The sequence below is a fragment of the Paracraurococcus ruber genome (genome assembly GCF_004353985.1).
GTDB lineage: Bacteria > Pseudomonadota > Alphaproteobacteria > Acetobacterales > Acetobacteraceae > Paracraurococcus > Paracraurococcus ruber.
Genome location: NZ_SMOA01000023.1, coordinates 33126 through 46035, shown reverse-complemented (window position 1 = coordinate 46035; position 12910 = coordinate 33126). Strand labels below are relative to the sequence as shown.

The following is a 12910-nucleotide window of genomic DNA, read 5'->3' as shown; positions in this document are numbered from 1 at the left end:
CGCCGCCCGCGGCGTCGCCCCCACCGGCTGCACCCGCCACCCCGCCGCGCCGCGCGACCCGGCACCTGCCCGGCGGCATGCCCCTATCCCTGCGGCGTCAGGATGAGGGCGGCGAGCGGCGGCAGGAACAGGCTCAGGCTCTCGGAGCAGCCATGGGCCGGCACCGCCTCCGCCTGGATCCAGCCGCCATTGCCGCTGTTGCTGCCGCCATAGGCGGCGCCGTCGGTGTTCAGCATCTCCTGCCAGGTGCCGCCGCGCGGCACGCCGATGCGGTAGCCATGCCGCGGCACCGGCGTCATGTTCAGCACCACCAGCGCCGGCGGGTCGCCCTCCGCCCCCAGCCGCAGCCAGGCGAAGACGCTCTGCGCCCGGTCGTCGCCGATGACCCAGTGCCAGCCCTCCGGCTCGGCATCCCGCCGGTGCAGCGCGGGAAGGCCGCGATAGGCGGCGTTCAGGTCGTGCAGCAGGCGCTGGATGCCGCGGTGCCGCGCATCGTCCAGCAACGGCCAGTCGATGCTGGCATCGTGGTTCCACTCGGCGGGCTGGGCGATCTCGCCGCCCATGAAGATCAGCTTCTTGCCGGGATGGGTCCACATGAAGGCGAGATAGGCGCGCAGGTTGGCGAATTTCTGCCAGGCATCGCCGGGCATCTTCCCGTAGAGCGAGCCCTTGCCGTAGACCACCTCGTCATGGCTGAGGGGCAGGACGAACCTCTCGCTCCAGGCATAGACCAGGCCGAAGGTCATCTGGTCGTGGTGGAACTGCCGGTGGACCGGGTCCTCCTCGATGTAGTGCAACGTGTCGTGCATCCAGCCCATGTTCCACTTGTAGTGGAAGCCCAGGCCGCCCTGGCTGGTGGGGCGCGTCACGCCGGGCCAGGCGGTGCTTTCCTCGGCGATCATCACCGCGCCGGGGCAGCGTTCGGCGACCACCGCGTTCAGTTCCTGGATGAAGGCCACCGCCTCCAGGTTCTCCCGCCCGCCGAAGCGGTTGGGGATCCATTCGCCGGCCGGGCGGGAATAGTCGCGGTAGAGCATGGACGCCACCGCATCCACCCGCAGCCCGTCCACATGGTAGTGCTCCAGCCAGTGGATGGCGCTGGCGAGGAGGAAGCCGCGCACCTCGTTGCGGCCGAAATTGTAGATGGCGGTGTTCCAGTCGCGGTGGAACCCTTCCCGCGGGTCGGCATGCTCGTAGAGCGCGGTGCCGTCGAAGCGGTAGAGCCCATGCGCATCGGTCGGGAAATGCGCCGGCACCCAGTCCAGGATCACGCCGATGCCGGCGGCATGCGCACGGTCGACGAAATGCGCGAAGCCGCTGGGCGAGCCGAAGCGGGCGCTGGGCGCGAACATCGACAGCGGCTGGTAGCCCCAGGACCCGCCGAAGGGGTGCTCCATCACCGGCATGAACTCCACATGCGTGAAGCCCATGCCCTGCACATAGGGGATCAGCCGGTCGGCCAGGCGGTGCCAGTCGGGCGATTTGCCCTCGGCGTCGCGCCACCAGCTGCCGGCATGCACCTCGTAGACCGAGATCGGCGCATCCGGCGCCTGCGCCGCGCCGCGCCGCGCCATCCAGGCCGCGTCGGACCAGGCGAAGGGCGCCGGGTCCATGACGCGCGACGCGGTGGCCGGCGGCACCTCGGTCATCTGCGCGAGGGGGTCGGCCTTCAGCGGCAGCACGCCGCCATCGGCGCCGATCAGCTCGTACTTGTAGGTGGCGCCGGGCTGCAGGCGGGGGATGAACAGCTCCCACACCCCGGCTTCGCGCCGCAGCCGCATGGGATGGCGGCGGCCGTCCCAGCCGTTGAAGTCGCCGACGACGGAGGCGCGCTGCGCATTCGGCGCCCAGAGGGCGAAGCGCACGCCGGGAACGCCGTCGATCGTCATCGCCTGCGCGCCGAAGACCCGGGCCAGCTCGAAATGCCGTCCCTCTGCGAAGAGGTGCATGTCGAGCGGCCCGAGCAGCAGGCCGAAGCTGTAGGGATCCTCCGTCTCCTGCGGCAGGCCGGGCCAGTCCACCCGCAGCCGGTAGGGCACCTGCCGCGCGACGCGGCCGGCGAAGATGCCGGCGGGATGCACGCGCTCGAGCCGGCCCAGCTCCTCCCCGCCGTCGCGGGCCAGCACGGTGACGCCGCGGGCGCCGGGCTGGAAGGTGCAGACCTCCTCGCCATGCGGGCCGAGCAGGGAGAACGGGTCGCCGTGGCGACCCGCCGCCAGCGCGTCGAAAGCCTGGTTCATGCCGTGATCCGCTCCGCCAGCGCCGCCAGGCCCCGGAGCGGCACGCCGATCCAGGCCGGGCGGTTCGCCGCCTCGTAGCGGATTTCATAGGCCGCCTTCTCGACCAGGAACAGGTCGAGCAAGGCGGGGGTGGCCTCGGCCGGGACCCAGGGGTTCTCGGCCGCCTCCTCGACCTTCCGGTAGGCCTCGAGGAAGGCGCGTTCGCTCTCCTGCTGCCAGCGGGCGATCAGCGCGGCGCGGCGCTCGGTCGGCGCGGCGGCGGAGGCGCCCGAGGCCTCGGTGGAGGCGGCGACATGCGCGGCATAGTCGAAGCTGCGCAGCAGGCCGGCGACGTCGCGCAGCGGGCTGCCCTTGGCCCGGCGCTCCTCCAGGCTGCGGGCCGGCTCACCCTCGAAATCGACGATCACCGCATCGCCCTGCGCCACCAGCACCTGGCCCAGGTGGAAATCGCCGTGCACGCGGGTCTTCAGCGCGCCCTCGGCCGATTGCGCCAGGCGATGGACGGCCTCGCGCAGCGCCTCCGCGCGGCCGAGCAGGCGCTGCGCGCTCTCGGCCGCATCGGCCGGCAGGTCGCGGCCCTGCAGCAGGGCGAGGGCGGGCTCCAGCTGCTCCAGCGCGCCGCGCGCCCAGCCGGCGCGGTCCGGCTCCGTCGCCCGTTCCGGCGCGAAGTCCCGGTTGCCGGTCGGCCGCGCCAGCACGGCATGGAGCTCGGCCAGCCGCTGGCCGAGCGCCGCGGCGAAGGCCAGGTACCCGGCGAAGGGGTCCTCGGGCGGCGTGTCGGTCAGGGCCGCCTCGTCCACCGCGCGGTGCAGCCAGTCCTGCGTCCAGCCCCAGCCATCGCCCTGGTTTCGGACGAAACCCTGCGCCAGCATCAGCGTGTGCGGCGTGCCGTCGGCGGCGATGCGCACCACCTCGCCCAGCAGCGGCGCGGTATTGCCGAAGCCGGCCTCGGTCAGGTAGCGCGTCACCTCGGCTTCCGGGTGGATGCCGGGGTTGATGCGGCGGATGATCTTCAGGACCACCTGCTCCCCGTAGATGAGGGAGGAGTTGGACTGCTCGGCCGAGAGCCGGCGGATCTCCGGCTTGTCCGGCAGCGCGACCTCGCCGAGGCGGGAGGTGGCGAGGAAGCGGATCTCGCCCTCCTCGCTCGCCAGCGCCGTGCCCTCGCGCAGCGCCCGCAGCACCGCGGGCGGCATGCGGTCATCGGCGAAGGCGTCGGTCAGGTAGCCGACGCGCCGGCCCTGCCGCAGGCGGGACAAGGCGAGCTGCGAAGCCAGCGGGCCGACGCCCTCCGTCTCCTCCACGCCGGCCAGCGGCAGGGCGTAGCGTTCGGTGCGGCCGGGCAGCCGCGCCTCCACCTCCGCCATCACCACCGCGCCCTGGGCATCCGGCAGGGCGGCGATGGCGCCGATGCGCACGCCCTCCAGCCGGTCCCCCTTCGCCGCGAACCAGCGGCGCTTCGGCAGGTATTCCGGCAGGACGTTCTGTTCGAGATCGCCGCGGACGGCGGCGCCGAGGAGTTCTTTCACGTCGGCCTTCAGGACAAGGGTGCGCAGGTCCGGCAGCGGCTCCGGGCTCGGCGAATGCCAGGGCGGCAGCGCCTTCTCGGTCGCCAGCACGAACCAGTAGAAGCCGTAGGGCGGCAGCGTCAGCAGGTAGGGCAGCTGGCCGATCGGCGGGAAGCTGGTGCCGCCCAGCATCTCCACCGGCACCTTGCCGGCGAATTGCGACAGGTCGAGTTCCACCGCCTGCGCCGAGCGGGAGAGGTTGAAGACGCAGAGGATGTCGTCGCCCTCATGCCCGCGGATATAGGCCAGCACCTTGCGGTTGGCCGGGTAGAGCAGGCGCATGGAGCCGCGGCCGAAGGCCTTGCTGCGCTTGCGCACCGCCAGCATGCGGCGCATCCAATTCAGCAGCGAATGCGGGTCGCGCGACTGCGTCTCCACGTTCACGGCCTGGTAGCCGTACATCGCATCCTGCAGCGGCGGCAGCACCAGCGCGGCGGGATCGGCCTTGGAAAAGCCGCCATTGCGGTCCGGCGACCACTGCATGGGCGTGCGCACGCCGTCGCGGTCGCGCAGGAAGATGTTGTCGCCCATGCCGATCTCGTCGCCGTAGTAGATCACCGGCGTGCCGGGCATGGACAGCAGCAGGCCGTTCATCAGCTCGATGCGGCGGCGGTCGCGTTCCAGCAGCGGCGCCAGGCGGCGGCGGATGCCGAGGTTGATCCGCGCCCGCTTGTCGGCGGCATAGGTGTTCCAGAGATAGTCGCGCTCCCGGTCGGTCACCATCTCGAGCGTCAGCTCGTCGTGGTTGCGCAGGAAGATCGCCCATTGGCAGCCTTCCGGGATGTCCGGCGTCTGCCGCAGGATGTCGGTGATCGGGAAGCGGTCCTCCTGCGCGATGCCCATGTACATGCGGGGCATCAGCGGGAAGTGGAAGGCCATGTGGCATTCGTCGCCGCCGCCGAAATACTGCTGCGTGTCCTCCGGCCACTGATTGGCCTCGGCCAGCAGCATGCGGCCCTGGTAGCCCTGGTCCAGCTTGCCGCGGATCAGCTTCAAGACCTCATGCGTCTCCGGCAGGTTCTCGTTGTTCGTCCCCTCCCGCTCCCGCAGGTAGGGCACGGCGTCGAGGCGCAGGCCGTCGATCCCGATGTCGAGCCAGAAGCGCATGACGTTCAGCACTTCCGTCAGCACCCGGGGGTTCTCGAAATTCAGGTCCGGCTGGTGGCTGTAGAAGCGATGCCAGAAATACGCCTTGGCCTGCTCGTCCCAGGTCCAATTCGACTTCTCGGTGTCGAGGAAGATGATGCGGGTGCCCTGGTAGGTCTGGTCGGTGTGCGACCAGACATAGTAGTCGCGGGCGGCCGAGCCGGGCGGGGCGCTGCGCGCCTTCTGGAACCAGGGGTGCTGGTCGCTGGTGTGGTTGATGACGAGTTCCGTGATCACCTTCAGGCCGCGCGCATGCGCTTCCCGCACGAAGCGGCGGGCATCCTGCAGCGACCCGTAGCTGGGATTGACCCCGCGGTAGTCGGCGATGTCGTAGCCGTCGTCGCGCAGCGGGCTGGGATAGAAGGGTAGCAGCCACAGCGTGTCGACGCCCAGGTCGGCGATGTAGTCCAGCTTCTGCAGCAGCCCGGCGAAGTCGCCGATGCCGTCGTCATTGGCATCGAAGAAGGACTTCACGTGCAGCTGGTAGATCACGGCGTCGCGGTACCACAGCGGGTCGCGCGGCGGCACGCCGTGCTTCTGCGCCGCCCGGCGGGAGGGATGCGGCAACGCCGTGGCATCGGGGTCGCGCAGCATGCCGGCCTCGCCATCCTTGCGCATGTCGTCGTCGCGGGCCATCACGCGCCCTCCGGCCGCACGCGCCACAGGCCGAAGGGCAGCCCGCCCGGATCCAGCCGCAGCCGCTGGATCTTGCCGCGCCAGGTGAATCGCCGCCCCGTCATCAGGTCCTCCGCCTCCAGCGCCGCCGAGTCCGGCAGGCCCCATTCCCACAGCGGCAACTCGACCGTTGCCTCCTGCGGGGTATGCGGGTCCAGCGACACGGCGCACAACACGACATTCCCGCGATCCGGCGTCGCCTTGCGGTACCACAGCACCTGGTCGTTGAAGGCGTTGTGGAAGGCGATGCCGAGATGCGTCTGCAGCGCCGGATTGGCGCGGCGGATCAGGTTCAGCCGGGTGATCTCGTCGACGATGTCGCCCGGCCGCCGGTCCGGCCAGACGCGGATCTCGTACTTCTCCGAGTCGAGGTATTCCTCGCGGCCGGGCAGCGGCGTCGCCTCGCACAGCTCGAAGCCCTGGTACATGCCCCAGAGGCCGGACAGCGTCGTCGCCAGCGCGGCGCGGATCAGGTGCCCCGCGCGCCCGCCGGTCTGCAGGAAGGGCGGGTTGATGTCCGGCGTGTTGACGAAGAAATGCGGGCGGAAGAAGTCGCGCGGCGCGGTCGTCGCCAGCTCCTCCAGATAGGCCTGGATCTCCGGCTTGCGGTTCCGCCAGGTGAAGTAGGTGTAGGACTGGCCGAAGCCGATCTTCGCCAGCCGGTACATCACCTTCGGGCGGGTGAAGGCTTCCGCGAGGAAGACGGCGTCGGGCGTGCGGCCCCGGATATCGGCGATCAGCCATTCCCAGAAGGGGAAGGGCTTGGTGTGCGGGTTGTCCACCCGGAACAGCCGCACGCCCTGGTCCACCCAGAACCGCACCACGTCGCGCAGCGCGACCCAGAGCGAGGGCACCGCCTCTTCCTTGTAGAAGTCGACGTTGACGATGTCCTGGTACTTCTTCGGCGGGTTCTCGGCGTATTTGATGCTGCCGTCGGGCCGCCAGTCGAACCAGCCCGGGTGCTGCTTCAGCCAGGGATGGTCCGGGCTGCACTGCACCGCGAAGTCCAGCGCCAGCTCCAGCCCATGCTCCCGCGCCGCCGCAACCAGGCGCCGGAAATCCTCCAGCGTGCCGAGCTGCGGATGGATGGCGTCATGCCCGCCATCCTCCGACCCGATGGCATAGGGGCTGCCCGGATCGTCCGGCCCCGGCGTCAGCGTGTTGTTGCGGCCCTTGCGGAAGGCCCGGCCGATCGGATGGATCGGCGGGAAATACAGCACGTCGAAGCCCATCGCCCGGATATGCGGCAGGCGGCGGATGACGTCGTCGAAGGTCCCGTGCCGCGTGGCGTCGCCGCTCTGGCTGCGCGGGAACAGCTCGTACCAGCTGGCGAAGCCGGCGCCGGTGCGCTCCGCCTCCAGCGGGATCTCCGGGCTGCGGATGCGGAAGGGGCGGTCATCGGCGCGCGCCATCAGCGTCGCCGTCTCCGGCGCCAGCAGGATGGTCAGCCTCTCCTCGTCACGCGCGCCCTGCAGCCGCTCCGCGAGCGACGAGAGGGCGCCGCCGGCCCGCTCGCCGGCCTTCGTCACCAGGATGCGGCCTTCCTCCAGCTCCAGGCCGATCGGAACATTGGCCGCGTGCTTCTTCTCCAGCTCGTCGCGATAGGTGGCGAAGGCGTCGCGCCAGGCCTCCACGGCATAGACATGCCGCCCCATGCGCTCCAGCGGGAAGCGCGCCATCCAGCGGTCATTGCCCAGCGGCGTCATGCGGACCTCGGTCCAGTCGGCCGCATCCGCCGCGCGCCAGAGCAGGGCGGCGCCCAGCTTCTCGTGGCCGTCGCAGATCAGGTCGCAGGTGACCTCGACCACCTCGCCGACCACGCGCTTCACCGGGAAGCGGCCCTCGTCCACCGCGGGCGCCAGCGCCTCGATGCCGATGCGCGGCTCCGCCGCCGCGGCCAGGGCGCCGGCCAGCGGCGGCGCGGCGCCGTCGCCGGGCACCGCGACCTCCACCAGCACCGGCCGGGCCATGTCGGCCTCGAACAGCCGCACCTCGCCGGGCGCGAGCTGGATGGCGGAGCCGGGCTGCAGCGCGTCCCCGGTCTCGGGGGAGAGCGGGCGGAAGCGGGTGAAGACGCCGCCGGTGCCCGGCAGCAGGGTCGCCAGGGCCACGCCGGCGCCGCTGCGCAGGTCGGGGTTGGCCAGCACCAGGGTCGCCGCCTTCGCCTGCCGGGCATCGGCCGCGTCGGCGCGAAGCAGCGCGGTGACGGGCGCGCCGAAGCCGGACAGCGGGCGCAACTCGCCCGCGCCCAGCCGCCGCCCCGCCAGCGCGTCATTGGCCGCCTTCAGCCCGCCGGTCAGGTCGAAGCCGCCATGGGCGCGGATCCAGTCCCAGTCGCCCGGCCGGTCGCGCGCCGGGTCCAGCGGCCGCCGGGCGCCGTATTCGAAGCCCATGGGCACCAGGATGCCGGCGCCGATGCCGGCGGCCAGCCGCAACTGCCGCTGCGCCGCGCGCTCGGCGGTCCAGGGCTCGGCATCCCGGGCGGCCAGGCGCGGGCCGAAGGGCGGCTCCACCGTGGAGATCACCGGGGCGATGGCGGCAAGGCGCGCCGCCTCCTCGGCCAGCCAGGACCCTTCCAGGTCCCACCAGCCCAGGCTGTCGAACACCGCGGCGAAGCCGCAGCCGGCAAGCTGCGGGATCTCCGGCGCCGGCACGCCGGCGGTCCAGGCGAGGAACCGGGCCTCCGGCACCGCCGCGGTCAGCCGGCGCCACACCGCGGGCGGCACCCGGGTCGGCGCGTCGCAGCGGAAGCCCGTCACGCCGGCCGCGGCGAAGCGGCGCAGCCGGTCCTCCCACCAGGCGGCCAGCGCCGCGGCGACCTGCGGGTCATCCCAGCGGGCGCGGGCGGTGCCGCGCTCGGCCGGGCCCAGGCGGGGATCGGTCAGCGGGTCGCCGCCCGGCGCCTCGAACCAGCCGGGATGGGTGGCGCGCAGCGCGCCATCCGCCGCGACGCGGTCGAGGACGATGTCGAGATGCAGCGCGAGGCCGGCGGCGCGCGCCTTCCCGGCCAGGTCGGCCAGGGCGGCGGTGGCATCGCCCGGCGCATCCAGGATCGGGTGCGGCGCGTCCGGATCGGCCAGGTGGTAGAGGTTGCCGCTCGGCCCCGGCGCGAAGACCGGCGCCAGCAGGGCGGTGTCGAAGCCGAGGCCGGCGATGCGGGCGAAGGCGGCATCCCAGGCGGGCAGCGGCCCCACCAGCAGCGGGTGCAGCAGGTAGATGCGCGGCGCCGGCGGCCGCGGATCGGCGGCCGGGGCGGGCGGCGCCGCAGCGTCGGCCGGTGCCGCCAGCCCTGCTGCGCGGATTGCCTGCGGCGGCGCCTCGGCAACGACCGGTTGTGCCTCGGCCCGCGCCGTGGCCTTCGGCTTGCTGCCGCGACGAGACGCCATGAAATCCCCCGTATCCATGCCCGCCGCGAAACGCCGGCGGGCGGGATCGGCGGCATCACCGCTGCGCGAGCGGTTGCGCGGCCGCTTCGACCTGCCCGTGCCGGTGGTTCGGATCCGCCGGTGAGCGTCGTAAAGGCGACCCAGCTTCGGGCGCCGCACCACGTCCCCGGGCGCCGGCCCGGCGGCGCGGACCGGCAGGGGGCGGCAGGGTCGCGCGGCCATCACCCCGGACCGCCCGCCGCGCATCCCGGCTCGCGTGCCCTGGTATGATTCCGGCATGGGGCAGCGGCCGCCGCAGGAGAGCGCCCATGCTGGACCCCGACCGCCTCGACCCCGCCGCCTATGTCGCCGCCATGGCCCCGGCGGTGGGGCTGCACCTCGATGCCGAACGGCAGGCGCGGGTGGCGGCGGCGCTGGCGCTGGTCGCGCGCATCGCCGCGCCGGCGCTGGCGGTGCCGCTGGACGAAACGGCCGAGCCGGCGCCGGTGTACCGGCCATGAGCGGCCCCGCGCTGGCCATCGCCGCCCGCATCCGCGCCGGCGAGACCACCGCCCGGGCGGTGACCGAAGCGGCGCTGGCGCGCATCGCCGCCCGCAATGCGGCGGTGAATGCCTTCACCGCCGTGCTTGCGGACCGGGCACTGGCCGCCGCGGATGCCCTGGATGCGCGCATCGCCCGCGGCGCGGCGGTCGGGCCGCTGGCCGGGGTGCCCTTCGCCGCCAAGAACCTGTTCGACCTGGCCGGCATCCCGACCACCGCCGGCAGCAGGATCCGGAAAGCCGCGCCGCCTGCCACGCGCGACGCCTTCCTGGTCCGGCAGCTGGAGGCGGCGGGGGCGATCTGCCTCGGCGCGCTGAACATGGACGAGTTCGCCTACGGCTTCACCACGGAGAACAGCCATGACGGCCCGGCGCGCAACCCGCATGACGGGACGCGGATCGCCGGTGGCTCCTCGGGCGGCTCGGCGGCGGCGGTCGCGGCCGGGCTGGTCCCGCTCAGCCTCGGCACCGACACCAACGGGTCCATCCGGGTGCCCGCCTCGCTCTGCGGCCTGTGGGGGCTCAAGCCCAGCTATGGGCGGCTGTCGCGCCATGGCTCCTTCCCCTTCGTCTACGCCCTCGACCATGTCGGGCCCTTCGCCCGGTCCGTGGCGGACCTGGCGGCGGCCTATGACGCGCTGCAGGGCCTGGACGCGGCGGACCCGGCCCAGGCGGCGCAGCCGCCCGAGGCGGTGACGCCGGGCCTCGGCGCCGGGACGGCCGGGCTGCGCGTGGCGGTCCTGGGCGGCTGGTTCGGCCGGCAGCAATCGGCGGCGGCGCGGCAGGCCGTGGCCGCCGTGGCGCAGGCGCTGGGCGCGACGGAGACGGTGACCTGGGACATGGCGGAGGCCAGCCGCGCCGCCGCCTTCCTGATCACCAGCGCGGAGGGCGGCGCGCTGCACCTGCCCACCCTGCGCACGCAGCTTGAGGACTACGAGCCGCTGATCCAGGACCGGCTGCTGGCCGGCGCCCTGCTGCCGGCCGCCTGGATCAACCAGGCGCAGCGGGTGCGTGGCCTCGCCCGGCAGTCCATGGCGGCGCTGCTGCGGGACTGGGACGTGCTGCTGGCGCCGGCCACGCCGGTGCCGGCGACGCCGATCGGGCAGGAGATGCTGGCGCTGGGCGGCGTGCAGGTGCCGCTGCGCCCTTCCATGGGCCTTTTCACCCAGCCGATCTCCGGCATCGGCCTGCCGGTGGTGACGGCGCCGGTGCCGAAGGCGGAGGGGGCGCTGCCCATCGGCGTGCAGCTGATCGGCCGGCCCTGGGCGGAAGCCACGCTGTTCCGCGCCGCGGCGGCGCTGGAGGCGGCCGGCATCTGCGCGGCGCCGGTGGCGGCGGGGTTCGCGGAGGGCGCGGTCTAGCGTCCCGAAGCCGAAATTCGCCGCCACCGGCGGCGCCCTTCGGTCCGGGCCACGCGCCTTCGCTTGCGGTGGCCTGCTGATCCGCTGCCCGCGCAGCCGGTGGCTGCGAGCTGCGCGGGCAGGACGCTGGTGTCCCGAAGCCGAAGTGCGCCGCCACCGGCGGCGCCCTTCGGTCCGGGCCACGCGCCTTCGCTTGCAGTGGCCTGCTGATCCGCTGCCTCCGCAGCCGGTGGCTGCGAAGGCAGCGGGCAGGACACTGGGGCGGTTTCCCTTCGCCACGGCTCCCGGCAACCGCCCCAGTCATTCGGATCGACGGGCACCGTTACCCGCTCGGGTGATTCCACCTGAGAGGGATCCGCTCCAGCGGCCCGGCGCCAGGATGGGACCCGCGGCAGGCCCGGTTCCCCCGAGGCACCGGCGGCCGCGGCGCCCATCCAGGACCGGCAGCCGCCCGGGCGACCGGCCGCGGGGGAGGGGCCGCCGCCCGGCCGGTCCCGGCGCCACCGCCGCCCGGCTTGATCCCGCGCAAGGACCGCGGCCGCCGGGCATGGCCAGCATGGCGCATGAGCAGGTCCATCCCCGTCGGCTACGCGCTGGCCAACCTCCCCCGCTACACCTCCTATCCCACGGCGCCGCATTTCGGCCCGCTGGAGGAAGCGACCTACCGCGCCTGGCTCGGCGGCATCCGGCCGGTGGACCCGCTCTCGCTCTATCTCCACATCCCCTTCTGCGCCTCGCTCTGCTGGTATTGCGGCTGCACCACCGCCGTCACCCGCAACCCGGACCGCATCGCCCGCTACGGCGCCGCCCTGGCGCAGGAGGCCGCGCTGCTCGCCGCCGCGCTGCCGGCGCATGCCGGGGTCGCCGCCATCCATCTGGGCGGCGGCACGCCCAGCACCCTCGGCGCGGACGGGCTGCGCGCGCTGTTCGCCGCGCTGCGGACGGAATTCGGCCTCCGCCCCGGTGCGGAACTCGCCATCGAACTCGACCCGCGCGTGCTGACCGAGGAGGTCGTCGCGGCGCTGGCCGAGGCCGGCGTCACCCGCGCCAGCCTCGGCGTGCAGGACATCGACCCCGCGGTGCAGCGCCGCATCGGCCGCACCCAGCCCGAGGCGATGGTGGCGCGCGGCATCGGCTGGCTGCGCGCCGCCGGCATCCGGGCGATCAACCTCGACCTGATGTACGGCCTGCCCGGCCAGACCACGGCGCAGGTCGCCGCCACCGCCCGCTTCGCCGCGCAGGTCGGCGCCGACCGCGTCGCGGTCTTCGGCTACGCGCATGTGCCCTGGATGAAGCCGCACCAGAACGCCATCCACATGGAACAGCTTCCCGGCGCGCTCGAGCGGCTGCAGCAGGCCGAGGCGGCGGAGCAGGTGCTGGCCGCTGAGGGCTTCGAGGCGATCGGGCTCGACCACTTCGCCCGGCCGGCGGATGCGATGGCGGTGGCGGCGCGCGAAGGCACGCTGCGGCGCAATTTCCAGGGCTACACCACGGATGCGGCGCCGGTGCTGCTCGGCCTCGGCGCCTCCGCCATCGGCGGGATCGAGGTCGCTGGCTATGCGCAGAACGAGCCGAACGAGCGCCGCTGGGTCGCGGCGGTGCAGGCCGGCACGCTGCCGGTCCGCCGCGGCCGCGCGGTGACGGCGGAGGACCGGCTGCGCCGCCACTGCATCGAGCGGGTGATGTGCGACTTCGCCCTCGACCTCGCGGCGCTGCCGCCCGCCCTGGTCGCGGATGTGCGGCCGGCGCTGGCGCCGCTGGCGAGCGATGGCCTGATCGACCTGGCGCCCGAGACGCTGCGGGTGACGGCGGCGGGGCGGCGGCATGTGCGGCACGTGGCCGCCGCCTTCGACGCCTACCTGGCCAGCGGCGCCGCCCGGCACAGCGCCGCGGTGTAGCAGGGTGGTATCGCGTGGCGGCGCCCCGCGATACCAGATCAACCCTATGTAACACAATGCGACCGGCCGGGCTTCGAGGGCGTCGGGCGCTGACGGC

At 73.5% G+C, this 12910-nt stretch carries 6 protein-coding genes; 3 read left to right on the top strand and 3 right to left on the bottom strand.

Translation table 11 applies throughout. The features are described from left to right. Positions 1-83: 83 nt before the first annotated feature. Genes glgB through E2C05_RS07180 form a run of 3 tightly spaced genes read right to left on the bottom strand, consistent with a single transcriptional unit; the run spans position 84 to position 9015 of the window. Positions 84-2240 (bottom strand): 1,4-alpha-glucan branching protein GlgB, encoded by a 2157-nt coding sequence (gene glgB, locus E2C05_RS07190; RefSeq protein WP_133218933.1) that lies wholly within the window; start codon positions 2238-2240, stop codon positions 84-86. Further along, positions 2237-5590: a maltose alpha-D-glucosyltransferase gene (gene treS / locus E2C05_RS07185; protein WP_240046624.1), complete on the bottom strand. Its 3354-nt coding sequence runs from the start codon at positions 5588-5590 to the stop codon at positions 2237-2239. The genes glgB and treS overlap by 4 nt, the downstream gene beginning before the upstream one ends. Continuing rightward, positions 5590-9015, bottom strand: a complete 3426-nt coding sequence (locus E2C05_RS07180) for an alpha-1,4-glucan--maltose-1-phosphate maltosyltransferase (RefSeq protein ID WP_133218932.1) — start codon at positions 9013-9015, stop codon at positions 5590-5592. The genes treS and E2C05_RS07180 overlap by 1 nt, the downstream gene beginning before the upstream one ends. 308 nt (positions 9016-9323) lie before the next feature. On the opposite strand from E2C05_RS07180, the gene E2C05_RS07175 reads away from it, so the two are divergent. The 3 genes from E2C05_RS07175 (at position 9324) to hemN (ending at position 12813) form a co-directional block, all read left to right on the top strand. After that, positions 9324-9515: an AtzG-like protein gene (locus E2C05_RS07175; RefSeq protein ID WP_133218931.1), complete on the top strand. Its 192-nt coding sequence runs from the start codon at positions 9324-9326 to the stop codon at positions 9513-9515. Beyond that, complete coding sequence (locus E2C05_RS07170) at positions 9512-10915, top strand: AtzE family amidohydrolase (RefSeq protein WP_133218930.1); 1404 nt, start codon at positions 9512-9514, stop codon at positions 10913-10915. Before E2C05_RS07175 ends, E2C05_RS07170 begins: the two co-directional genes overlap by 4 nt. A 563-nt stretch (positions 10916-11478) precedes the next feature. Then, entirely contained in the window at positions 11479-12813 is a 1335-nt protein-coding gene (gene hemN / locus E2C05_RS07165; protein ID WP_133218929.1) for an oxygen-independent coproporphyrinogen III oxidase, read from the top strand. Positions 12814-12910 lie beyond the last annotated feature (97 nt).

Coding starts and splice junctions, on each gene's coding strand:
- treS (WP_240046624.1), bottom strand. CDS start 5,590: ATGGCCCGCGACGACGACATGCGCAAGGATGGCGAGGCCGGCATGCTG.
- E2C05_RS07170 (WP_133218930.1), top strand. CDS start 9,512: ATGAGCGGCCCCGCGCTGGCCATCGCCGCCCGCATCCGCGCCGGCGAG.
- hemN (WP_133218929.1), top strand. CDS start 11,479: ATGAGCAGGTCCATCCCCGTCGGCTACGCGCTGGCCAACCTCCCCCGC.
- E2C05_RS07180 (WP_133218932.1), bottom strand. CDS start 9,015: ATGGCGTCTCGTCGCGGCAGCAAGCCGAAGGCCACGGCGCGGGCCGAG.
- glgB (WP_133218933.1), bottom strand. CDS start 2,240: ATGAACCAGGCTTTCGACGCGCTGGCGGCGGGTCGCCACGGCGACCCG.
- E2C05_RS07175 (WP_133218931.1), top strand. CDS start 9,324: ATGCTGGACCCCGACCGCCTCGACCCCGCCGCCTATGTCGCCGCCATG.